The organism is Flavobacterium sp. (assembly GCF_035292545.1).
GTDB lineage: Bacteria > Bacteroidota > Bacteroidia > Flavobacteriales > Flavobacteriaceae > Flavobacterium.
Window position 1 is genome coordinate 34,890 of record NZ_DATDPV010000032.1, and the last position, 25,704, is coordinate 60,593.

The 25,704-nt window shown below is 34.9% G+C and carries 17 protein-coding genes and 1 tRNA gene; 4 read left to right on the forward strand and 14 right to left on the reverse strand.

Annotated features, from left to right (window positions below; genetic code table 11):
* Positions 1–30: 30 nt before the first annotated feature.
* Genes VI621_RS04935 through VI621_RS04945 form a run of 3 tightly spaced genes read right to left on the reverse strand, consistent with a single transcriptional unit; the run spans position 31 to position 5,260 of the window.
* Positions 31–1,548 (reverse strand): peptide MFS transporter, encoded by a 1,518-nt coding sequence (locus VI621_RS04935; RefSeq protein ID WP_324217271.1) that lies wholly within the window; start codon positions 1,546–1,548, stop codon positions 31–33.
* A 25-nt stretch (positions 1,549–1,573) separates the two neighbouring features.
* Complete coding sequence (locus VI621_RS04940; RefSeq protein WP_324217272.1) at positions 1,574–3,079, reverse strand: peptide MFS transporter; 1,506 nt, start codon at positions 3,077–3,079, stop codon at positions 1,574–1,576.
* 9 nt (positions 3,080–3,088) lie between these two features.
* Positions 3,089–5,260, reverse strand: coding sequence for a S9 family peptidase (locus VI621_RS04945; protein ID WP_324217273.1), 2,172 nt, complete (start codon positions 5,258–5,260; stop codon positions 3,089–3,091).
* 163 nt (positions 5,261–5,423) lie between these two features.
* On the opposite strand from VI621_RS04945, the gene VI621_RS04950 reads away from it, so the two are divergent.
* Both VI621_RS04950 and VI621_RS04955 read left to right on the forward strand, forming a co-directional pair.
* A complete protein-coding gene (locus VI621_RS04950) occupies positions 5,424–6,740 on the forward strand; it encodes a hydroxymethylglutaryl-CoA reductase, degradative (protein ID WP_324217274.1) in 1,317 nt (438 codons plus the stop codon).
* A gap of 16 nt (positions 6,741–6,756) precedes the next feature.
* Positions 6,757–7,671 carry a GYDIA family GHMP kinase gene (locus VI621_RS04955; protein ID WP_324217275.1) on the forward strand — a complete coding sequence of 305 codons (915 nt, stop codon included), beginning with the start codon at positions 6,757–6,759 and terminating at the stop codon, positions 7,669–7,671.
* Between the two features lie 52 nt (positions 7,672–7,723).
* Here the strand turns inward: VI621_RS04955 and VI621_RS04960 are convergent, their stop codons facing one another.
* The 7 genes from VI621_RS04960 to VI621_RS04990 all read right to left on the reverse strand — a co-directional run bounded on the left by VI621_RS04960 (position 7,724) and on the right by VI621_RS04990 (position 15,301).
* Positions 7,724–9,820 (reverse strand): peptidylprolyl isomerase, encoded by a 2,097-nt coding sequence (locus VI621_RS04960; protein ID WP_324217276.1) that lies wholly within the window; start codon positions 9,818–9,820, stop codon positions 7,724–7,726.
* Positions 9,821–9,928: 108 nt separating this feature from the next.
* On the reverse strand, positions 9,929–11,188 hold the full coding sequence (locus tag VI621_RS04965) for a hemolysin family protein (RefSeq protein WP_324217277.1): 1,260 nt from the start codon (positions 11,186–11,188) through the stop codon (positions 9,929–9,931).
* Between the two features lie 3 nt (positions 11,189–11,191).
* A complete protein-coding gene (locus VI621_RS04970; protein ID WP_324217278.1) occupies positions 11,192–11,386 on the reverse strand; it encodes a hypothetical protein in 195 nt (64 codons plus the stop codon).
* A gap of 19 nt (positions 11,387–11,405) precedes the next feature.
* Positions 11,406–11,960, reverse strand: a complete 555-nt coding sequence (gene lptC / locus VI621_RS04975) for an LPS export ABC transporter periplasmic protein LptC (RefSeq protein ID WP_324217279.1) — start codon at positions 11,958–11,960, stop codon at positions 11,406–11,408.
* A gap of 1 nt (position 11,961) precedes the next feature.
* Positions 11,962–13,242, reverse strand: coding sequence for a hypothetical protein (locus VI621_RS04980; protein ID WP_324217280.1), 1,281 nt, complete (start codon positions 13,240–13,242; stop codon positions 11,962–11,964).
* A 27-nt stretch (positions 13,243–13,269) separates the two neighbouring features.
* On the reverse strand, positions 13,270–14,547 hold the full coding sequence (locus VI621_RS04985; RefSeq protein WP_324217281.1) for a hypothetical protein: 1,278 nt from the start codon (positions 14,545–14,547) through the stop codon (positions 13,270–13,272).
* On the reverse strand, positions 14,540–15,301 hold the full coding sequence (locus VI621_RS04990) for a type III pantothenate kinase (RefSeq protein ID WP_324217282.1): 762 nt from the start codon (positions 15,299–15,301) through the stop codon (positions 14,540–14,542). The genes VI621_RS04985 and VI621_RS04990 overlap by 8 nt, the downstream gene beginning before the upstream one ends.
* Before the next feature lie 98 nt (positions 15,302–15,399).
* Here VI621_RS04990 and VI621_RS04995 point away from each other — a divergent pair.
* Positions 15,400–15,472 (forward strand) — tRNA-Phe (locus VI621_RS04995).
* Positions 15,473–15,737: 265 nt separating this feature from the next.
* Here VI621_RS04995 and VI621_RS05000 read toward each other — a convergent pair.
* From VI621_RS05000 to VI621_RS05015, 4 genes are all read right to left on the reverse strand, one after another.
* Complete coding sequence (locus VI621_RS05000; RefSeq protein ID WP_324217283.1) at positions 15,738–18,593, reverse strand: alpha-amylase family glycosyl hydrolase; 2,856 nt, start codon at positions 18,591–18,593, stop codon at positions 15,738–15,740.
* A 61-nt stretch (positions 18,594–18,654) separates the two neighbouring features.
* Positions 18,655–19,707 carry a SusE domain-containing protein gene (locus tag VI621_RS05005; RefSeq protein ID WP_324217284.1) on the reverse strand — a complete coding sequence of 351 codons (1,053 nt, stop codon included), beginning with the start codon at positions 19,705–19,707 and terminating at the stop codon, positions 18,655–18,657.
* A gap of 18 nt (positions 19,708–19,725) precedes the next feature.
* Positions 19,726–21,279: a RagB/SusD family nutrient uptake outer membrane protein gene (locus VI621_RS05010; protein ID WP_324217285.1), complete on the reverse strand. Its 1,554-nt coding sequence runs from the start codon at positions 21,277–21,279 to the stop codon at positions 19,726–19,728.
* Between the two features lie 17 nt (positions 21,280–21,296).
* A complete protein-coding gene (locus VI621_RS05015; protein ID WP_324217286.1) occupies positions 21,297–24,386 on the reverse strand; it encodes a TonB-dependent receptor in 3,090 nt (1,029 codons plus the stop codon).
* Between the two features lie 227 nt (positions 24,387–24,613).
* On the opposite strand from VI621_RS05015, the gene VI621_RS05020 reads away from it, so the two are divergent.
* Positions 24,614–25,654, forward strand: coding sequence for a LacI family DNA-binding transcriptional regulator (locus VI621_RS05020; protein ID WP_324217287.1), 1,041 nt, complete (start codon positions 24,614–24,616; stop codon positions 25,652–25,654).
* The last annotated feature ends 50 nt before the right edge of the window (positions 25,655–25,704 follow it).

Consider the following 25,704-nt stretch of genomic DNA (forward strand, 5'->3'; position numbering starts at 1 on the left):
AATTATTTGATTGTGTTTATTTTTAAAATATTATTTTTCGTTATCCTCTGCTCCGTGAGTAAGGCGTTTTAATGGTTTCAATGCTAAGGTAAATAATGTTCCGATCAGAAGGGTGAAAATTAATATTCCTAAAAATACGGTGTACTCTCCTAAATTACTGGCAGACTCGCCGATTATTCCTGCTACTTTATTCCCTAATCCTGAAGCTGCAAAATACACTCCCATCATTAACGACGCGTATTTTACAGGAGATAATTTTGTGATAAATGAAAGTGCTACTGGAGAAAGACATAATTCCCCGATAGTATGAAATAAATAGGCCAGAGCCAACCATATCATGCTTGATGATCCTGATTTTTCAAATTGCATAGCCGCAAAAACCATGAATAAAAATCCAAAACCCATGATCATAATACCCATTGCCATTTTAAAAATTGAAGAAGCTTCTTTCCCTTTTAACTTACGTTTCGCCCAAAAGATAGCTACTGGTGTTGCGAAAAGTATAATAAAACCTGCATTTAAACTTAAAAACATAACTGTTGGGATTTCCCATCCTAAAAGCATTCTGTCGGTTTTGGTATCTGTATATAAATTCATCAGTCCTCCTGCTTGCTCAAATGCGCCCCAAAATATGATGACCATAATAAAAGACAACAACAATACTACAAAACGATCTTTATCCTGTTGGGAAGACAACTCTTTGTAAATCATCATCATCAGGGCCGCGATAATTGTCAAAAAGAAAAATAACAGACCATAAGCCCAACCTAAATTATACCATCCTAAAATAGACAATAAGCATAATCCTGCGGTAATCATCAATTGTGTTTTAGTTTTTAGGAGTTCTCTAAATAGACTACCGTAAGAAGTTTCATCCTCTATATTTGCTTCTTGGACTTCAAAATTACCTACATGCGTTAAATATTTTTGTCCCCAAATATAGACTAACAGTCCTAAAACCATTGCAATTCCTGCTAAACCAAATCCAGCATGCCATCCCCATTTTACAACAACAAAGCCAATAACCATGGTAGCCAGCAACGAGCCGGTATTAATTCCGATATAGAAAATACTAAATCCTTTATCTCTTCGTATATCGCCTTGGGCATATAAACCTCCAACCATGGTGGAAATATTCGGTTTTAACAAACCTACACCAAGTATCACTAATGCTAAACCTGTATAAAATGCCCAAGTATCAGTAACCACTAAAATGCCGTGACCGATACAAAGAATTATCGCTCCTATTAACACAGCCTTTTTTTGACCTAAAAGCTTATCGGCTATCATGCCTCCGGGAATTGACATTACATAGACTAACATCGTGTACCATCCGTATAAAGCTAATGCCTCCTGACTTGTCCATCCCAATCCTGCCCCTCTCGCATCGTCGCCAATTGTTGACGTCGTCATGTACAACACCAATAATGCTCTCATTCCATAATAAGAAAATCGCTCCCACATTTCTGTAAAAAACAATATGTACAACCCAATGGGATGTCCGAATAAATTCGATTTGTAATGAGCTTCAGCTGTGGTATTTGACATATTTCGAGTTAATTATCCGCGTTATTTATTTAACTTCTTGCATTAATTTTTTGATCAAAGGCGAAACTACAATCAACAGAACCCCTGCAATTAAGGCATATATTGCCAATTGATAATATCCATCTGTGTATCCCTGCAGTTTGGTAACTAAAGAAGCATTTTCATCAGGTGATGACATACCGGCTCCTAATAAACCCGCTGCATATTGACCGTATGCACTCGCTAAAAACCACATTCCCATCATCATTCCCGACAATCTTTTTGGAGATAATTTGGTCATAATCGATAATCCGATTGGCGACAAACAAAGTTCCCCAAATGTAATGATCAGGTAAGCTAACGTGAAAATATTTAAAGAAGTGATTCCTTCTACATTTGCAAAAAATCTGGTGTAATAGAAAACATAGAAAGCTGCGGCCAGAAACAAAAACCCAACTCCAAATTTTATAACCGTGTTCGGTTCAATTTTCTTCTTCGCCATAGCCAACCATAACAATCCTAATATCGGACTAAAAATAATTACAAATAATGAATTGGAAGTATTGTTGACAATATTTGGATTTATTTCGAAAAACAGTAAATTATTACTTAGATTATTTTTTGCAAAAAGTGCCAATGACCCACCGCTTTGCTCAAAAAATGCCCAAAATACAACTGAAAAAAGAATAAATACAAAGGCAGCCATTAATTTTTTCTGTGCTTTTATGTCTTTCACTTTAAAGGTTTCATAAAAGAAATACAAAATCGCCAACGGTCCGATGGCATACATGAAATAATCCGTGTAATCGGTGTTTTTTATCATCACAAAAATCAACGGTATGCTCAGTAAAGAACAAGCATAAACGGTAATTTCCATAGTAGTTCTTTTCGAGGAAGCTATATGTGGAAGCGGAGTATCCCCAATCGGACCCAATGATTTTTTGGTCAATATAAAAGTTACCAACCCAAACACCATTACCACTGCGGCAGATAAAAAAGCATAACTCCATCCGTAATCAGGATGCGTACCTAAATAAACGCAAACGGCTCCACCAAGTAAGGCTCCAATGTTGATTCCTGAATAAAACAATCCAAAGCCTGCATCTCTACGACTGTCACCTTCTTTGTATAATTCTCCAACCATCGAGGAAATATTCGGCTTGAAAAAACCGGTACCGATAATCGACAGTGTAATCCCTAAATAAAAATAGACTTGTGGTGAAAAGGCAATAATTAAATTCCCAAGAATCATTACGCTTGCACCAAAAAGAAGTGACTTTTTGAAACCCAAAATTTTATCGGCAAAAATACCTCCGATAAAAGTAAAAGCATAAACAAATGCCTGAATCGCACCATATTTTAAGTTAGCGTCCTTATCAGATAATGCCAAACCCAGAATTTGATCCGCCATGAAAATGGTCAAAACGCCTCGCATTCCATAGAAACAGAAACGCTCCCACATTTCTACTAAAAACAAATACCATAATTGTTTTGGATATTTCCCTTGGAAATTCTGAATTTCTTCTAGAGTTGGTGCAGTACTGTTATTCATTTGTAGCTATTATAAATTTTCTTTAATAAAGTTGGTCATTTTTGTATACAATTGTATTCTGGTTTTTCCACCGTAAATTCCGTGATTTTTATCCGGATATATTTGGGAATCAAATTGTTTATTGGCTTGAATTAAAGCTTCCATCATTTGCATTGAATTCTGAACATGCACATTATCATCCGCACTTCCGTGAATCAAAAGGAATTTTCCTTTCAATTTATCAACATAATTAATTGGTGAATTATCATCATAACCACTTGGATTTTCCTGAGGAGTCTGCATGTATCTTTCGGTATAAATGCTGTCATAAAAACGCCAGTTGGTTACCGGTGCCACTGCAATGGCCATTTTAAAAATATCATTCCCTTTGAAAAGACAATTTGAAGACATATATCCTCCAAAACTCCAGCCAAAAATACCAATTCTGGATTTATCTACATACGAATAACTTCCAAGAATTTTCGCAGCATCAATCTGATCTTCCAGTTCGTATTTACCCAATTCTTTTTGAGTTACTTTCTTGAAATCGGCTCCTTTAAAACCCGTTCCACGACCGTCAACGCAAGCTATAATATAACCTTGTTGCGACAACATCATGAACCAATAATCATCCGAACCATTCCAGTCGTTGTTCACTTGTTGCGATCCCGGACCTGAATATTGGTACATGAAAACCGGATATTTTTTTGAAGCATCAAAATCTTTTGGCTTGATGATCCAGGCATTCAACTCGTTTCCTTTTTCAGTTTTCAAAACAAAAAATTCTTTTTGAGGTAAATTGTAGGCTTTCAGTTTTTCTGCTAATGCGTCATTTTTTACAATGGATTGCACTTGCTTTCCAGCTTTTGCTTCATGCAAGGTATAACTTGTTGGTTCTGATGCGCTGGAGAATGAGTTGATATAAAATTGAAAATTCGGACTTAAAGTTGCTTTATTTGTTCCGGTAAATTGAGACAAACGCACTTTATTTTTACCGTTAAGACTTGTTCTGTATATACTTCTATTGATGGAACCGCTTTCTGTTGATTGATAAAAGACATTACCCGTTTTTTCATCAAAACCATAATAAGAAGTCACTTCCCATTTTCCTTTGGTCACTTGATTTTTTAATTTTCCGTTTTTATCATACAAATAGATATGATTGAATCCGTCTTTTTCGCTGGTCCAAATAAAACTGTTGTCTTTTAGAAACGTCAAATTATCTGTAATATCAACGTAAGCCTTATCTTTTTCGTTTAAAACCACTTTTGCATTTCCGGTAGTTCCATTTACAAAAATCAAATCCAAATTGTCCTGGTGTCTGTTGATGACCTGAACGCTTAATATATTAGTGTCATTGGTCCATTCTAATCTTGGAATATAAAAATCATTGTAGTTTCCTAAATTGATTTCTTTAGTGGAATTGGCTTTTACATCATACAATTGTAAAGATACAATAGCGTTTTTCTCCCCTGCTTTTGGATATTTAAAAGTTTGAACTGTTGGATACAAGTCTTTATCAAAAATACTCATCGAAAATTCAGGTACTGCGCTTTCATCAAATTTGATGTAAGCCAATTTATCTCCGGCTTTATTCCAGTCGAATGCTCTTACAAAGGCAAATTCTTCTTCGTAAACCCAATCCGTAATTCCATTAATTACATGATTTTTCTTTCCGTCTGTCGTAATTTGGTTCGTAATTTTTGATGCTAAATTATAAATGAACAAATTGTTTTCTTTGGCGAAAGCAATTTGGGTTCCATCAGGAGAAAAAGTAGGCTCCTGTATTTTATAATCAAACAATTTGGTCAATTGCTTGCTTTCTAAATTGTATAAATAGTAATCGGCAACAAAGGAATGACGATAAATTTGTTCGCTGTTATTAGCAATCAAAATCACTTTTTCGTTTGCACTAAAAGTATAACTGTCGATACCTTGTAATTCTTTGTGATTTTTCGTGTCAATTAAAGTAGATATTTTTTTGAGCGTGGCAAAATCATACAAATCAATTTGCATACTTCTTGTTGCTCTGTCCGAATTTAAAACCGTATATTGGTTTGTGTTCTTCATAGACTGCAATTCGTCCATTCCTTTGGTACGAAAAGCGCCTGTAAAAATCTCCTCAACCGTTATTTTTTGCTGTCCAACAACTGACAATGAAGCCAGTAAGAACAAAAACGCTATTTTTTTGATATGTTTCATAAAGTAAGTAGGTGAAAAAACTTCCAATTTTAGTGAAAATTTATCAATTGACCGCATTTTTTTGTGTTAAATGCGTTTTTATTGCATTTCATTTCGACATCTTTTTGTCATTAGAATCCCCGAAAACGTATCTTTGCAGCAAATTATTTTAATTTATTAAGGAATGAACAACGCTATTGCCGGATTTTCAAAATTATCCAAAGAAGAAAAAATCAACTGGATTGCCAACGAATATTTTTCAGACGCTACAGAAGCCATTTCCTTGGTGAAAAAATATTGGAATACGGACGAAAAATTACAACAACTGCATGATGAATTTATCGAAAACACGATAACCAATTTCTATATTCCATTGGGTGTTGCCCCGAATTTTTTGATCAACGGAAAATACAAAACCATACCGATGGCTATTGAGGAAAGTTCGGTGGTGGCGGCTGCGGCAAAATCAGCGAAATTCTGGTCCACTCGTGGCGGATTTAAAGCTACCGTTTTGAATACCGAAAAAATTGGACAGGTTCATTTTATATTTAAAGGGGAACTTTCAAAACTGGAACAATTCTTTGTTGAAACAAAAAATAAATTCTTCACCGCAACCGAAAGCATTACCAAAAACATGCAAAAACGCGGTGGTGGAATTCTGGATATAGAACTTCGAAACAAAACCAACTTAATCGAGAATTACTTCCAACTTCACGTTACTTTTGAAACGAAAGATTCGATGGGCGCCAATTTTATTAATTCATGTTTGGAACAATTTGCCAAAACCTTAAAAGAAGAAGCGCAGTCTTATGATTTGTTTTCCGATGACGAAAAACAGATTGAAGTGGTAATGAGCATTTTGTCCAATTATGTCCCAAATTGCATCGTTCGTGCAGAAGTTTCGTGTCCAATTGAAGCTTTAACCGAAAAACATATTGAAAATCCACTGGAATTTGCCGAAAAATTCGTTCAGGCGGTTCAGATCGCCGAAGTAGAGCCTTACCGAGCCGTAACTCATAATAAAGGAATCATGAACGGAATCGACGCCGTAGTACTCGCTACAGGCAATGACTTTAGAGCAGTCGAGGCCGGAATACATGCTCATGCTTCAAAATCTGGTCAATATTCAAGTTTATCGCATGCAAAAATCGAAAATGATATCTTTAGTTTCTGGATGGAAATACCGTTATCATTAGGAACCGTTGGCGGTTTAACCTCTTTGCATCCATTGGTGAAATTATCTTTGGAAATGCTAGAAAAACCTTCAGCAAGAGAACTAATGGAGGTTGTTGCCGTTGCGGGTCTGGCTCAAAATTTTGCAGCATTGCGTTCCTTAACCACCACCGGTATTCAGGAAGGTCACATGAAAATGCATTTGAACAATATTATGAATCAATTTCAGGCGACAGACGAAGAACGAATTTTAATCAAAAAATATTTCAAAATAAATACCATAGCACATAGTACCGTGGTTGATTTTATTGAAAGTATCAGACAATAATATTGAAAACTACACCTTGAAAAAAACATTCTACAGCAACGGAAAACTATTAATTACAGGCGAATATCTGGTTCTTGATGGTGCAAAAGCACTAGCTTTACCCACAAAATTTGGACAAAATTTAATTGTTGAAACGGGCAAAAACAAAGAAATCAATTGGATCAGTTATGATAAAGACGGAAGCATTTGGTTTCAGGAAGTGCTTCTTTTTTCTGAAATTTCAAATAAAACGGTATTGGAAAGCGAATCCATAAAAGACACTTTAATAGAAATATTACACGAAGCTTTTCTTTTAAATCCTGACTTCATCAATAGCGCAGAAGGTTATGCTATTACCACCCAACTGACTTTTCCAAAATCCTGGGGTTTAGGCACGTCCTCTACTCTAATTAACAACATTGCACAATGGCTTAAAATCGACGCTTTTGAACTGCTTAAAAACAGTTTTGGAGGCAGTGGTTATGATATTGCCTGCGCACAAAACAATTCCCCGATAATTTATCAATTGGTCGATGAAAAGCCGGTTATTGAACCGGTAGATTTTAATCCTGATTTTTCAGAGCATTTGTATTTTGTGTATTTGAATAAAAAACAAAGCAGTAAAAGCGCCATCGCTTCCTATCACAAGAAGAAAAGCAATCTGAGCAAAACAATTACGGCTGTCAACAAAATCACAAACTCGATTTTGAATAGCACTAATTTGCAATCTTTTGCCAATGCGTTAGAAGAACATGAAATTATTTTGAGTTATATACTGGAAATGCAAACGGTAAAGGAAAGCTTATTTCCCGATTTCAAAGGTGTTATAAAAAGCCTTGGTGCTTGGGGAGGTGATTTTGTTTTGGTTATCACTAAAGAAAATCCAACAGCCTATTTCAAGAAAAAAGGTTATGAAACCATTATTCCTTATGAAGATATGATATTGATGTAAACAAAAAAATCCCGAATAAATCGGGATTTTTTTTATTTCATAAAGAAAGAGATTAGTAATTAAACTGCGCTCTGTTATCTTCTATTTTAGCATCTGCTTTCAAAGCTGGAATTACTCTTCCTGAAGCTGAAGCATTTTGAGATTTCAATTTAGCAATGTAATCTGCATGACTTTTCAAAGCTGGTGCTTTAAAAACCAATTTTGTTTTTACAACATAAACTCCTGCATTTCCTTCGATAGCTCCTGAAACTTTATTTGCTGTAAGTCCAAAAGCGACTCCAACAACTTTTTGCTCAGGTCCAACTCCTGGTAAAGATGGGTTTTCTAAAGTTACATCAACTGCTTGTTGTACTGCAGCATTATTTGCTTTTGCAATAGCTTCCAAAGAAGTTCCTGTCATTTTAGCTTTAATTTTCTCTGCTTTCTTCTTGTTTTTCAACATTGGCTCCAAAGAAGGTCTTGCTTCAGAAATTGGCATCAAACCTACATCGTGTACTTTTTTAAGTTTTGCAATTACATTTCCAACATTAGCAACTTCAAAACGTTTTACGTCACCAACATTAGTTCCTTTTTCGAAAGCCCAACGAACGATTTGTCTTTGATTTCCAATTGAACCAAAATTCTCATCCATTACTTTTACTTTAACTGCAGGATTTACCGTTAAGGCAGCTTCTTTGGCTACTGCTGCGAAATCTTTTTCGTTAGCATCCATTTCAAATTTTACTGCTTTATTGAATATTACATCCGAAGTAGCATCTGATGGTTCCACTTTTTGAGCAATCGTCGCTAAACGGATTGCATCTTGTTTGTCAGTAATATTGATAATATGAAAACCGAAATCAGTTTCTACCAATCCAATTTTACCAATTGAGTTGTTGAATACAAAGTCATTGAAAGGTTTCACCATTTGACCTTGGCTGAAATATCCTAAATCTCCCCCTTTTTGTGCAGATGAATCATCAGAACTTGTTAATGCCAACATCATGAAACTTGAAGGATTTGCCTGAACTTGAGCCAATAACATTTCTGCTTTAGCTTTAGCTTCTTCTTTGGTTCTTTTTTCTTTTTTATTTGGAACCTGAGTTCCTTCATAACTAATTAAAATGTGACTTGCTTTTGCATTAGCGCCAGCTTTTCTTCCTAAAGATTTAGAAATACAATAGTATTGTCCAAACATATACGGTCCGTAAACTTCCCCTTGCGCCAAATTGAATAATTGTTCAGCATGTTCAGCTGGCAAATCTTTTTTAGCTACATAAGTAGAGTCATAAGGAATATCTGAATTTGCGTTTACGAATTCAATATTATCCGTTGCACCTCTAAAACCTGGCAAAGTATCGTTTTTTCCAGTAGTCTGATTGTATACCACTCTTCCTGACAATAATGAATTGATAGTTGTTTTAACTTCTGCTTCATCTTCCGGAGAAGCTTTTTCATCAATTAATACATATTCTATCTCACGAGATTCTTCAGCTTTAAATCTTTTTTCGTTTTTCTTCATGTATTCTGTAATCTCTGCATCAGAAACTGTTACGTCGCTGTCTTTAATCGTAGAATACAACACAGAAACATAATCAAAGTTTGCTTTGTTTGCTTCCATTTCATATTTCAGTTTCCCTTCGCTTTCTGTCGTATAAATTCCAGATTTAACTAAAGTATTGTAGATTTGAAACTTTGCGTTTAGCGCAGCATCTTTTTCTCTGTCTTTAATAAATTGAGCTTGCTCAGGATTTGATTTGAAGTATTCTTTGAATTTTACAATATCAAACATACCCGCTGCATTCAAAAACATTGGGTTTTGACCAATATTCTGATCTGCTTTTAAAGCTTCGATAATATGACTTTCTCCAACGCGGATTCCAAGTTTTTCAAATTCATCGGTCAGTAAAGCAATAGAAATCTCTTGATCCCAAACTCTGTTTGCAGCTTGAGTCGAACTCATTCCTTGCCCGCTTTTTTCAACGTTACTTACTTTTAATCGGAAATCTTCAAAAGAAATATCTTTCCCATTAATGCTTCCTACGTCTTTTGCGGTTTGACTAAAACCCCCATTATTAAAAAGATCGCCTATTATAAATGCTAATAAACAAAAACCAATAACTAGTATCAGAAGAAGTGAACGTTGTCTAATTTTTTGTAAAACTGCCATTTTTATCGTTGTTAATTTTAAATTCAGTTTGCGAAAATACAATTATCTATTTAATAATTATAGTTGTAAAGTTATAATTTACAAGAAATTTCATTTTTTTATTAAAAATTAATTTCTCATTGACATTTTCACTAATTCTATTTTCTTATTTGTAGCTTCTTCAATTAGGAAATGATAGGTTCCAATGCTGATTTGAGCACCTTTTTGAGGAATTTCTTTGGTAAAATCGACAATAAAACCGCCAAGTGTTCCATAAGAATCATTTTCCGGAATATTCAGTTTATAGGTTTGATTCAGATATTCGACATCCAATCGGCTTGAAAATAAAAAAACGCCTACTTCGATTTCTTTTTCTATGAGCTCTTCTTCCGAATCGTGTTCGTCTTCGATTTCCCCAAATAATTCTTCGACAATATCTTCGATGCTGATTATCCCTGCAGTTCCGCCATGTTCGTCTAAAACAACCGCGATGCTTTTTCTTTTTTTGATTAACAAATCCAACACATCTTTTATAAAAATGGTTTCAGGAACGAACTCCACGGGTATTAATGCGGATTGTATTGATTCCGGTTTTTTGAACAATTCGAAGGAATGCACGTACCCAACAAGATCGTCCAGTGAATTTTGGCAAACCAAGATTTTAGAATATCCGGTATTTATAAACATTTCTTTCAAATCATTGACAGAATCCTGAATTTCCACAGCTGAAATTTCGGTTCTTGGCGTCATGATGTCCCTTGCTTTTACTCCGGAAAATTCCAAGGCATTTTGAAAAATCTGAATTTCGGAATCTACTGTTTCCTGATTTTCAACCGAGTTCATTTGTTCGGTAATATAATCTCCCAACTCAATTTTGCTGAAAAATAAAGGTATTTGATTGCCTTCGGTTTTGAAAAAATTTTTCAAAATTATATCCGAAATCCACATGATAACTGTAGAAATAAAATAGAAAAGCAAGTAGAAAATATAAGCCGGAATGGCAAAAAATTTAATCAGGCTATTGGCATATATCTGAAAGAAAACTTTAGGCAAAAACTCTGATGTAATTAAAACTAAAAAAGCCGAAAGTACGATTTGCAGTAACAAACCCGATAAATTGGAGAGATGATATCCTAATGAAGTCACCCAATGCATCACCATTTTACCCATGAAAAACCCATAAACAACGAGAGCAACGTTGCTCCCAACAAGCATTGTCGCGATAAATTGCGATGGTTTTTCGGTAAGTCTGGTCAGGATTTTAGAAAGGAAATTATCTTGTTTTTTTTCGATTTCAAGATAAATTTTATTCGACGAAATGAAAGCAATTTCCATTCCCGAGAAAAAAGCGGATAGTATTAAACAAATAATTATAATACTAATTTCCATGTATTACTTTTTTTCGTTTCTGTTTTCGATTTTTTTGGAAAATCTTCTTCTGAAGAAAAACATAAAAATAGCAAGTCCTCCCAGTATAAAACTTATCCAGGGCGATTCTTCGCCAGCATTCATTTTTGAAAATCCATCATAAATGAAAACGGCTCCAAATATAAGGTAAACGTATTGTACATATTTAAGGAAACTCATGTGGTCTATTTTTTTACAATTATTCAGCCTGATCGATTTCTCCTGAAATTTTCTGAGAGTTTACAATTTTGAAATCTTTACTAAAATCGATTCCCTCTCCATAAGAAACCCCTTTCGGGTCTGTAAATTTAAACTTTTTTTCGGTATAAAACCATTCGTTTTTTTGGTCGAAATACAATTGTTCGGTTTCCATCTTTTGTCCCGTTTCGTTCGTGATGGTTACTTTTCCCTGTAAATCAATCACATCGGTTCCTTTGAAACTGATAGCATAGTTTGATGTCACGAATGTTTTCTTACCATTAACATCAAAAATAGTGACATTGATGCCTTTTGGAAATTCGGTAAAGGGGAATTCTACCGTTGCGTAATCGAGCATTTTCGGACTAATCAAAATTGATTTTATTCTGCCTGAATCCGTATATTTTAAATTAAAATCATCGGCCTCTCCGCTTGGCGTAAATTCCGAAAAATTAATTTTTTGAACTTCTTTAAAATTACTTTCGCATGAAAAAAACATTGCCGCCGATAAAATAGCAACAATCGAATAAATTATTTTATGTTTTTTTAAAGTCATATTATAATTTTGGAATCATCACCGACTCATTTATCCAACATTTAAAGGTGATGCTTTTACCGGATTTTTTAGCTTCCTTAATTTCTGCTTTAGAAGGCGCCATTTTTAAATACGCTTCTGCTTGTTGGTTGGCTGTCGCCTTCAAAAAAGAATCAGATTCACCTGCTTTTTTTGCTGCTTCTGCCGCAAGGAAATAAACTGCTTTTTTATCAAAAGAGGTTTCTCCGCATTCGTTAGCACTGTTTACATATAATTGTGCAATGAGCAAATGGGCTTTTCCAAATGACGGATTAGCAAGGAGTGCTTTTCTTGCGTATTCTCTTGCCGCGGACTTATTGCTGGTAATTAGCAATGAAGCGGTCATATAATAAGTTTTCGCTTTTTCCTTTAAATCAACATTTAATTCTGACGATTGGTCGAAATAGGTTATGGCTTTCGTTTGGTTTTTACTTTTTAAAGCAACAACTCCAAGGTTGTAAGCCGATTTTGATGTTGGCTTTATCTGATGTAATTCGGCAGCTATTTTCGCAAATAAAGGATCCGAAGTACAGTTTTTTGACAATAAATTTGTCGCTGCGTTTTCCAGCCAAAGTGCCTCTGTTTTTTTAGATTCGAAGTTTTTTTGATAAAACGGAATCAGGTTTTCGCATGTAGCCAGTCCTGAAATCAAAGCATCAATTCCTTCTGAAACTCTTTTGTAGGCTTGTACTGTTTTTAAGTCGTTTTTCGGCGCTGATGCAATTCTGTTAATGACAGCATCATGTTTTGTGAAAACATCATCGATCTGAATATCTTTTTTACCGTCTTTATATTGGGTATAAAACAAATCGAAGTAAACATATAACGCACTGGGATTAGTAAAGTTTTCCGGATTTTTTCTGAAAGCATTATCCAGCAAATTATAGATTTCTTCCGAAGTTCCAATTCCATTTTTGTGCAAAGCCATTGCTTTGTTTACAACATTTCCTTTATTGTTATTTGGAAAATTTGCGTCGTATTCATCATATAATTTCAGCAAATCACGAACAAGGATTTCTTTTTCACCAGCATTTGCTGCGTTGTCAATTTTGTAGTGAAGGATTTTTTCTCCTGATGTGTAAATTGTTTCATCAGTAGACGGACATTTCTTTCTAGACTCTGACCATGGTAAATACGCTTCCTTTAAATTATTTGTCTTAACAAACTCATTAAATCGCGTTACTTTTTCAGCACAGGTTTCATCTTGCGCTTGAAGAAAAAAACTAAAGAATGCAATAAATAAAAAACTTAATTTAGTTTTCATGGCTTTATTACTTTTTAAGTATATTGTTTAATTGTATAGTGTTTTCTTAAACCATTTGTCATTAAGAGAAATTCCGATGCTGATATTAGCGTAATTTTCCTGAACTAAATTTGCATTAGTTGTACCTTTTTTTCCAAATTCAGCACCAACATTAATATTTGAAAATACTCCTGAAATCGGGAATCCCAATCCAAGGGTCATTGCTACATCATTGATAGGCTCATTGTCAAAAACCAAACCGGTGTTTTCGTATCTCAAACCACCTCGATAAGTCACTTTACTCCAATAATTGGAAAATGAGTTAAAGTTTGGAATGAAATAACCGCCGACATTGTATTTAACCGCATTTTCATAATGCACTTCATAAATATCATTTCCAATAATATCATTAAATCTATTTCCTGAATTACTACTTTTTTGATAGGTAATTTCAGTTCCGATCATCCATTTTTTCGACTCTCCAATTCCTGCACCAAAAGAAAATTTGGCTGGTAATTTTATTGTTGAATTTTCAACTTCGATATCTTCTTCATCTACAACTACTTCTGCTCCGGATGCAATATACTGAATGGTTCCTATTTTCCTCGCATTTTTTGATTTCAAATTACTTTCCGGAGAAAATGTCATACTGCTAAAAATCGAAAGTTTATCACTGATTTTTGACTGAAACATTAATCCTGTTGTAAAAGTAACCCCGCTAATATCCGATACATTTTTTTCTCTGGATCCATACTGAACCTCTTCTACAAAACGAAGGCTGCTGGTTTCTATCTTTCCAAAATTGTAACTTAAATCCGCTCCAATGCTGAATTTTGGCGTGATTTTATATCCAAGTCCAACAAAAGCTTTATTTAATCCGCCAGTTCCTGAATATTTTTTGATTGTTTGAATAGAATCAGGCGCTGGCCCATTTTGAACAGTTTGTATTTTATAACCCACCGAAGAATAAGGAATCAAACCAAAACCAGCTCCAAATTTCCCCATAGGAATTCCAATAGCTAAATAATCCATAGCGGTTCTTCTGGCCTTTTCTTCTTGGCTTGATGTTTTTAATTTTGTAGTTAAATAAGTTCCGCCGATGGCAAATGTTGTCAGCTTCAAACCAGGATAAGCTGCCGGATTCTGTATATTAATGTGAATACTATCCGAAAAAATTGACAATCCTCCCATTGCGCGGTTTTCCGCTGTGCCTTTAAATTTTACATCACCAATCCCATAAAAAGAATATGGGGATGAAGTGCCTTCTTGTGCAAAAGAAACTAAAGAAAAAAGGAAGCAGATAGGTAATATGAATTTTTTAATCATTTTTGATTTTATATTGAAATGTTTGGTCCAAACTTTCGAGCAGAAAATTTGAATTGGCAAATATGGTATTTTTTAATCGTTTAGCCAAAAAATCTGTGTCTCCGCCCGTTAAAATTATTATAAAATTTGAATATTGTTGTTGATATTGATCAATAAACCCATCGATTTCATTTATAAGCCCGTTTAGTACTCCAGAATGAATGGATTCGGAGGTAGACTTTCCGATAAAACTTTGCTCCTCCGTTTGATTTACAATCTGATCATAATTTTCTAAAGTCAATAACGGCAATTTCGCAGTATAATTATGTAACGATTCATATCTAAGCCTGATTCCAGGAGAAATAGCCCCGCCAAGGTAATTATCCTCCGAATCAATAAAATCGTACGTTACACAAGTCCCTGCGTCGATAACCAAACGGTTCTTATTGGGAAATTGGATTACCGCACCAGTGGCAAGTACCATTCTGTCGATTCCTAAAGTATTCGGTGTTTTATATCGATTTTGAAAAGGGAAAATCGTTTCATGTGTAATAAAATGGATTTTTAACTGCTTTTCGAAGAACAAAAAGTCCGTTTTTTCGACATTCCCAACAGAAGCGACCACTAAATCGGTCACTTTTTTATATTTGTTTAAAATAATTTCAATATTTTTTTGAAGCTCAAATTCAGGAAAAACAAAACGTTCCAATAGGATACCGTACTCAAAGACAGCTACTTTAATTCTTGTATTTCCAACATCAACGGCTAAAAGCATAATTTATATTTTGTTTTGCGAAGGTACGAATTGATTTTTTTTAAAAATTGTTTTGGATAAATTAAAAAACATCCTATATTTGCACCCGCTACAAGCAAGGTACCTTAGCTCAGATGGTAGAGCAATGGACTGAAAATCCATGTGTCCCTGGTTCGATCCCTGGAGGTACCACGAAACCCGAATAGAAATATTCGGGTTTTTTGTTTATATACCTTTCCCGATTAAACTTTTTGTAAAGTTTCAACCGCTCCATTTTCTGAAATTTATTGATTTCAAATGAACACAATTAAATTATTCATTCATCAAACTAATGAAATGGCATCAACTTCTCATTTAAATATCAAGTAAATATTTTATTTTAATAACAAAATAGAGCAAAAAAAAACCATCCGCTTATGGGATGGTTTTTTAACAAACACACTAACTAACTTTATTTTTATTGTTTGATTAACTTCATGGTTTTCTCACGATCGTTTGTATCGAAGATTTTTGCTATATAAATTCCGCTTGGCAAATCGCTGCAGTCATATTTATGTTCCTCGTTGTGAAGCCCTTCAAAAGATTTTACCATTTGACCGGTTATAGAAAACAGCTGCACTTTTGAGGTAGCAACATTAATCCCAAAAAACTCATGAGATGGATTTGGTGCCAAATTGACGAAATTCATATTTGTGAATTCATCCGTGTTCAAAGTAGACAGTTTATTTCCATAAATTTTAAATTGTCCCGGAGCAAGCGATATTGTTGCCGTAGTACTGGTCACATTGACCGATGAATTATCCATTAAGTTATACCAGGTTCCTGTATAAGGAAAATTAGGATTGATATTTTGGGCAGCCACAGAGAAATTAGCAAGAACTACCACATTTTTCAATTGGGTTGATGGCAACGCATCGTCATAAATGTAAATTCTTTGTCTGATATTACTGCCGTCTATACTGATGGAATAGTTCCCTTCAAAAACAGGTTCGTTGATTTTCAAAGCAATCATTTTTGCCCAATCGTTGTAGATTTGAGCTCTTTGGGTAATCCCTAACCAATTCTCTGTCCATTGAGGCTGTTGTTTTGTATCTAATTTACAATCACCCGCAGTTGGATCACTTTCGGTATTTACCGTTCCGTTGTTACAGGCATAAATGGAATTCTGCATTCCTAAATCGGCGAAATGCCAAATCATTTTTGGTCCCGGAACAAGAATCGAAGTGGCTCCAATAGCGGACATTCTACCTAAAGCATTATTCAGATTATTTAATGGCGGTGCCGTTCCTGCTCCATTTCCATAAGTCATGGCGCTATACATCAATCGTTCTTTATCATGACTCTCAGGATATCCCATTAGTCTTTTTGCTGTAAATCCTCTGCTCAGGTGCCCCATTCTTGTAATATCAGCGCCTGTTGAAAATCCTTCAATTAACTGAGTGTATGGATAGGTTAGTTCTCCCCACATCATAATCCCTTTGCTCGGCGTTTCAGAAAGCCTATAGTTTGCCCATTGCTGCTCTTCACTATCTGTTCCTAAATGTTCAAATATAGCATAATGGGTAGGATCTAAACTCCATGAATAATCCGCATATTCTTTCAAAACAGCAACCCTGTCAGCTTGGTAAGCATTCGTGCAGGCATCATCGCCACCGGAACAATTTTGAGTAAAACCTTTGGTTAAATCCCAACGGAAACCATCAATTTTATACTCTTGTACCCATTGTTTTATGACACGTTTGGTGTAGTTTTTTGTCAGGCTTGAAGTATGATTAAAATCGGAACCTACGCTATAACTGTGTTTGGCAAATTCATTGAAATAGGGATTCTCCGCACTTGGATCTCCCCATCCGTCACTCTCTGCATCTTTCATCCACATTCTTACCATTGGATTTCGACCAAAAGCATGATTTAGGGCTACGTCCAGAATTACCGCAATTCCATTTTGATGGCATAGATCTACAAATTCCTTGAACTTATCGGATGTTCCATAAAATTTATCCAAAGCCATGTGAAAAGCCGTATTATAACCCCAGCTTTCGTTTCCTTCAAATTCCATTACCGGCATTAATTGGATGGCATTGATTTTTAAATTTTTAAAATAATCAATCTTATTAATTAAATCCTGAAAATTCCTGTTGGCATCAAAATCTCTGATCAATACTTCATAAACTATTAAATCTTCTTTCTTTGGCTTATTAAAGTTGGTCACTTGCCAATTGTAAGCCGTCTGGCCTGTTTTTAAAACCGTAACTTCTCTATCTTGGCCAATTGGATATACCGGCATGTTAGGATATGTCGTTGCTGAAATATAAGGATCATCAAAAGAAGACAATACTAATGTCGAAAACGGATCCGCCGTTTTTACCACTGAAGGTGAATTTGCAATCGGAGTGGCATCTACAACCCAATATTGATAAGTGTAATTCTGACCAGAAACAAGACCGGCTAATTCTAACCAAAACTTGCCGGTAGTCGGGTCTTTTTTCATGGCATAATTTGTATCAGGATTCCAGTTATTGAAACTTCCTGCTACGTAAATAAAATCTTTTAAAGGTGCGTCTAAAACCAACGTGGCTTTTGTAGCATCCCCAGAATTATAATTAATTCCATCAATTAAACCACCAGGCAATGCTTGAGAGATTGTTCCGGGATTAATAACTACGGACGATTTTCTTGAGAATGTTGTTGCACCTTGAGTTATCTGTAAATCATAACTCCTATTTGATGTAATATTAGTGTCATTGTAAGCAAACGAAGTTCCGGAAGCGGAAGAAATACTTACGCCATTAGCGAGCAGGTTATAATTTGCAGTTCCATTTGTATTAGATGCCGTTATGTTTAAGTTACTTCCTGAATTTAAGATAGTAGTACTATTTAATGCTGGAGAATTTAAGGTCGCCTGAAAAGCTCCAACATTAATAAAGTAATCCGGTGATTGGGAAGCGCCACTGTCTGATCTAAAAACTACAGAAATCTGCGTTAAAGAATTTGAAGCAGAAACTCCAAAATAAGTATACAAATCGGGTGTAATGGTTAAACTATAAGTAGTTCCTGAAACAAAAGTTAATGCCGGTTGCGTTGTATTATTACCCCATGTCCCTTGAACATTCTGCCACTGCGCATTATTGACTGTCACGCCTATATGTGCGTAAATTGTACCATTATAAGTTGACAACCCTGTAGTTGCCTTATTAAAATAAATAGTCACTGCCTGATTAGCTTCTGGCGGTGAAGGGGTTGTAGTTACTTGTGAAAAAGTAATGTTACTGCAGAAAAATATCAACCCTATTAGTAGGTATATTTTTTTCATAGATAAATAATTAGAAAAAAAAGAGCTCTCCCTAAGGAAAGCTCTCTTTTATATTATAAAATTAATTTAATGTCACGGTGTAAGTGTATTGTCTTGGATTACTTAAATCTAAAACAACATGATAGTTTCCTCCAGTTGCAACTGATAAATTTGGACCACTATAATTCATGGAACCATCTCCGTCAGGATCGCCACCAAGGTCAATTGTCCAAGCATTGTTTGCTCTAAATTTAAACTCTCCTGCGCTCAAAGTCATATCTGCTGACCAAGTTTGAGTCGTCGCGTTATAAGTTAACGGCGTACTGTTATCCCAGCCTCCAGGAGTAGCAGCCCCGATAATTCCCCAAACAGTTGGTTCAGCTGAATAAGTAAGTCCATCTGTATCTGCTTTAACTCTATAGTAACCTACAGTTGCAGTAGCATTAGATTCATTTTGCTCTGTTAAAATACCTGAAAAACTTCCGTCATCACCCCAATCCATTGTTCCCCAATCAAAAGTTCCATCAGGTTTTGGTGCTAAAAATTTGAATTCTCCATCCAACCAAACATAACCTTCATAATCAGTTTCTCCATAACCTGAAGAAGCCAAAGTTGGCGCTGTTGCCGGTGACCATCCTTGGTGATTTCCTGGCACTGCGATTCTTGGATTTTCAGTAGTATAAGGTGTAACTTTTATCGTTATCACATTTGAATATTGTACAATAGCATTTTCAGCTGTTCCAAGTGAAGATTTTATCCTTACATCAATTTCAGTTTGAGCATAAGGCATAAAACGTGGAGCCGCAAGTAATCCGTTCAATTCTGAAACGGTCCAAGATAAGAATCTATTTGATGTAGTTCCAGCTACAATCAGGTCTGTAAAATTAGTTCCGGTTTCGGCAATCTCAACAGTATAACTTCCAGAGGTAGGAACTCCAAATTCACTATGGTCCCATACCAATGTTGCAATTACATCGTCTTCATTTGCTGGATTTAAAACAAATTCAGATCCAGATTCTGGCGTAAGAAGTACTGGCCCGCCTTCACTTGTCGCGACTGGGTCTTTATCGTTCGTACATGCGCCTAATGCAATCAGCATAAAGGCAAAAATTGATGTTTTTAGTATATTTTTCATTTTAAATAAAGTTTAATATTAATAACCTGGGTTTTGAGTTAAATTTGGATTTGCCTGAAGCGCAGTCAAAGGAATTGGGAATAAATTGTAAGTTGATGGAATTGAAGTTCCTTCTTTTACGCCACCTTTCCAAGGCCATAAATAAGTACCACCTGCGAATTTCCCGAAACGAATCAAATCTGTTCTTCTGTGACCTTCGAAGTTTAATTCTCTGGCTCTTTCGTCAAGTATAAAATTCTCATTCAATTGACTCAAATCAATTGGAGTAGCATTAGATCTTGTTCTTACCTCATTAACATATTGTAATGCTAACGTATTATTTCCTCCAGCTGCACCTCTTGACACACATTCCGCATACATTAAATACGCATCTGCTAATCTAAATAAAGGGAAATCAGTTCCTGAAAAATCAGTTGGAACTGAAGTTCCTGTAAAATTTGAATTTCTGAATTTAGTGGTCGGATAACCGTCAGTCCATTTTTTATAATCATTCATTTCATAGCTATGACCGCCAGTCCAGAATGATTGTGCTCTAACATCAGTAGATGTAGCTAAATTTCCATACAAACCATACCATGCTTTTGTAGCTCTGTGACCACCCCAACCTTGTGTGGCGCCATAAGTACTAAGTGTCATCGTTTCGGTATTTAAACTACCATTTACAAGATAAGTAGTGTTACCATAACTTTGGCTCACTAACGGATCAGCGATTAACGCATAAATAATTTCGTTTTTAGCATCTGTAACATTGTTGTCTCCAGAAAACAAACTTTGGAAATTAGTAGCCAAGGAATACCCGCCCTCGTCAATAACCTTTTTAGTATAAATCAAAGCATCATCATATCTTGCTTCTCCAGTATAAACTTCAGCATTCAAATACAATTTTGCCAATAACATTCTGGCAACAGCTTTGTTAGCACGACCATAGTCATTAGCCACCGGAAGTGTATTTTCAATGTCTAAAAGTTCCGCTTCTACGAAATTGAACATTTCTACTCTGGAAGATTGTGGTTTTGGAACACCGCTTCCTAAATCAGCTTCAGTTACCAATACGCCTTTTCCAAAACAATCAATCATATAATAATACGCCAAAGAACGTAAGAATCTCAATTCACTTTGGTACTGCACTTTATTTGGAACATCCACATTGTTAAGCACGTTTATGATGTTGTTACATTGTGGCACGGTATAATAAACCCTGTTGTATAAATATCTAAAGAATTTATTGTTTGCATCCCAATTGGAAGTCGTTGTCAATTGATCCAATCCATTGTCTCCCCAACGATTTTTCATATCATCTGCAGTAAAATCCTGTAAATTGATAATTCCTCTTAAAAAAGGAGATTCTCCCGGATCATCACTAATGTCAGAACTTCCAGGGCCATTTGGGCCGGATAGTGCAAACGCACCATACATTTTGGATAATAATCCTGTTATGGCGTTTGGATCGCTAGCCAATAATTGTTCTAATGTAACTTCTACCTTTGGTTCGGTATTTAAATCATCAGTACAACTACTCAGCAACAGCATGAATAATCCTAATGCTATAATGTTAAATTTTAAATTTTTCATAGTAGTAATTAATAAAATTAAAAATCAAGACTTACACCAAAAGTGTAGATTCTTGGTCTTGGATAGAAGTTGTTATCGATTGAGTTAAAATTCTCAGGATCCTGACCAGAATAATCGGTCACAATAAATGCGTTATTCACTGAACCATAAACTCTTAAAGATGATTTCTTAACAAATTTAGTAAACTTGTACCCTAATGTAATGTTATCACAACGTAAAAAAGTAGCATCTTCTAACATGTAATCAGAAAAAGTAGCATTTCCATTGAAATCAGTGAAAAGTGGATTAGCACTTCCGTCATAAAAATCCAATACGTTATTAAGTGCATTCGAAGTACCCTGAGTGGCTCTGTCGGTAAATCCAGCAGTAAGAATTCTGGTATTATAAACCTGTCCACCTATTTGACCTCTGAAATTCGCTGTTAAATCCCAATTTTTATAATTGACATTTGTTCCGAATCCATAAGTCCAGTTTGGGCGTAATGCTTTGTAATATCGGTCATCATTATCGATTTTATTATCGCCATTTAAATCGGTGTAAGCGCCAACAATTGGCTGACCGTTACTGTCATATAGCTGTTGAAATACCCACGCAGAATAAGGTTGATGACCTACCGCATGGTATGCCAAAATAACTCCAGTTCCTGTTGGCAAAGTGCTTTCTAAAGCTTGCACTGCCGAAATTCCTTTCAAATCATTAACTTCACTATAATTATAAGCAATATTACTATTGAAGCCTAAAGAAAATTCATCCGTTTGAATTGCTTTAACATTTAATCCCAATTCAAGTCCTTTACTCTCAGTAGAACCAACGTTAGAAATTAACTGATCTCTAAGATATTGACCTGGTGGCATAGGAACAACTGCTAACAAATCATTTGTTTTACGTTGATAAATATCAAAATTACCAGATAAAATTCCATTTTTGAAAAATTCGAAATCTAATCCTAAATTAAAAGTACTGGTCTTTTCCCAAGTTACATCAGGATTAAAAGGCAATGCTGAATAGGAATTAGTGCCTGGCAAATATTGACTATTACTGTTATCTATTCCAAAAAGAGGTCTTGAAGGAAAATATCCTACACTATTTGTTATATTTTGTTGACCGGTTTTTCCCCATCCTAACCTCAGTTTCAAGTCCTGAATTAAGTTAGAATCTTTAAGAAAGGATTCTTCTTTTATTTTCCAGGCAAAACCTGCTGCCGGGAAATAACCCCATCTTTTATTTTCTTTAAATAATGAAGAACCATCAGCTCTAAATGTAAAAGTAAACAAATATCTATTTAACAAATCAACATTTGTTCTTCCGAAAAAAGCTTGCAAATTTATAGGTTTATAATATCTACTGTTAGGTATTAATTCATTTTCTAAAAATTGTTCTCTTATTCCCGTATCAGTATTATAACGATACGTTTCTTTATTGCCGTCAATTTTAAAATCCTGATACGAATATCCTCCTTGTGCATCAAATTTAGTTACAAAACCTGTTAAGTTTTTGGTGTATACTAAATAAGCATCCATCGTTTTATTTGTTGAAGTTTGATTTTCAAGGTAATGTAAACCTGGATTAAACACATAGTTTGAAGCAGGGTCTGTCCCTTGGTTAAATCTATAGGTAGCAACTGCATTATCGCCATATACTTCTCTAATTCTGGACTGAGAAGCATCTAATCCTAAATTCACGACTGCTCTCATTTCTGGTAAAAAGTGCATTTTGTAATCTAATTCAACATTTCCTAAAAAACGCAAGGTTCTTTCAGGTCTGATTCTTTGTTCCAATAATGCTAATGGATTTGCTGCACCGTCTATTAAATCTCTATCACCATTCTGTGTTGTATATTGATAATACCCACCAAATTTATTATTTAATGACGTGTCAAAAACAGGTTTTGTTGGGTCCATACTTACAGCACCGCCCAAAGCTCCTCCATCATCAATAGCATTTTTATCTGTATAAGTCCCTTTGGCATTAACATCAACTTTCAAATGATCGTCTAATAATTTAGGAGTCATTTTAAAGGAATAATTGAAACGTTCGTAATCATTTGTTTTTACTAAACCTTGATTGTTAGTATAACCGAAGGATGCTCTGAAAGGTATTTTATTATACAAATTAGCACGAGCACTGAAATTATGATCTGTAGAGATTGAAGTTCTGAAAATTTGATCCTGCCAATCTGTATTAGCTATTATTCTACCTTCAATTTCAGGGGTTGCAAGATCATCAGTAAGTGCATTCGTAGGATCATCAATTCCTAACGAATTGGTTTTGTCTGAATGGTATTGTTGGATAAATTTAACAAATTCATTACCATCCATCACATTTATTTTATCGCCCACTTTTCCGGCAGAAACAGACGCCGAATAATTGAATTGTGGTGCACCGGCCGAACCTTTCTTAGTAGTAATAATAATTACCCCATTAGAAGCTCTTACACCGTAAATTGCTGTAGCTGAAGCGTCTTTTAATATAGAAAAACTCTCTACGTCATTTGGATTAATTAGTGAAAAAGGATTGCTTACTCCTGCAGGATTTTCATTGCTGATAGGCACTCCGTCAATAATAATTAAAGGATCGTTCGAAGCACTTAATGATGCCCCGCCTCTAATCCTGATATTTGGTGCAGCGTCAGGCTGTCCTCCAGTAGTTGTAATTCTAACACCAGCGGCTTTTCCGGCTAACAATTGATCTACAGAAACTATTGCTCCTTTATTGAAATCTTTTGCTGACAATACAGTTACAGCTCCTGTTGCATCTTTTTTCTTCACAGTCCCATAACCCACCTGAACTACAACTTCTTCCAGTTGGTTCGCATCTTCTTCAAGACTAAGGTTAATTGAGGTTTGATTGGAATATTCAACTGTTGCATTTTTGAATCCAATGAAGGAAAAAAGGATTTTATCTCCTTTATTTAATTTCATTAATTGGAATTTTCCGTCAAAATCAGTTGAGGTACCATTTGTAGTGCCTTGAACAACTACATTTACTCCCGGTAAGGGTTGTCCTGATGCTTTATCAAGAACAATTCCGCTTACAATGTTCTGAGACAGAACACTAAACGGCAGTAGCAGAAATAAAAATAACAACTTTTTATAAATTGTTTTCATACATTTTGTTTAGGTTAAAAAATTGTAGTTTTAGTGCTTATACTTAACTTCGAATGTTAAACTTAGTTAAATTTTTATTTGTTCAACACAAACGATTTATAATTGGCTTACGAAAACGTAATAGTGTTGAAAACTTTCTGTATTATTTAAATTTTTAAGGATAAATTTACCGTTAATAAAATTAAATTTAACTTTTTTAAGAAATTAGTAATTATCCAATTCAAATCATGAAAAGAAAGGTCACCCTTAAACAAATTGCTAAAGAATTAGACGTATCCATTTCAACGGTTTCAAAATCTTTAAGAAACAGTCTGGAAATCAGTAAGGATACGCGTGAAAAAATTCAGGCATTTGCCAAATTTTACAACTATAAACCCAACAATATTGCGCTTAGTTTAAAAAACAGAAAAACGAAAACCATCTGTATTATTATTCCAGAAATTATACATCATTTTTTCACAACCATCATCAGCGGTGTCGAAGGTTTTGCAAATGAAAAAGGCTATAATGTTTTAGTTTGTCTTTCCCATGAATCGTTTGATAAAGAAGTCATTAATATGGAAATGCTGGCCAACGGCAGTATCGATGGATTTATCATGTCTTTATCAAAAGAAACACAACAGAAAAAAGATTTTCATCATATCGCTGAAGTTATAAACCAAGGAATGCCGGTGGTTATGTTTGACCGTGTGACTAACGACATCCTTTGCGACAAAGTAATTATAGATGATAGTTTGGCGGCTTTTAATGCGACCCAGCATTTAATAGATAAAGGATTCAAAAAAATTGCGTTAATCACAACAGTAGATTACGTCAGTGTTGGTAAATTGAGAACGGAAGGTTACATCAAAGCACTGAAAAACAACGACATTAAACTCGATGAAAACCTGATATTAAAAATAGAAGATACCGAAAATTTCGAACACAATATTGAAACGTTATTAAAAAATAATACTATTGATGCCATATTTGCCGTAAATGAATTATTTGCTGTTACTGCCATAAAAATGGCTTCCAAATTAGGCAAAAAAGTACCCGAAGACATCTCAGTCATTGGATTTACAGACGGAATTATTTCAAAATATTCCTCTCCAAGCATCACAACCGTAAGCCAAAACGGAGTAAAAATGGGCGCCAAAGCAGCAAAAATGCTCATCGACAGATTAGAAGCTGAAAGCAATGATGAGGAAGATGAGGAAAGGGAAGAACATTACAAAACAGAGGTCATTGAAACCGAACTTATAGAACGGGAATCAACCCTGAAATAATTTAAATTTTTACAAAAAAGTTACACCTTAAAAAAAAATTATATATTTAC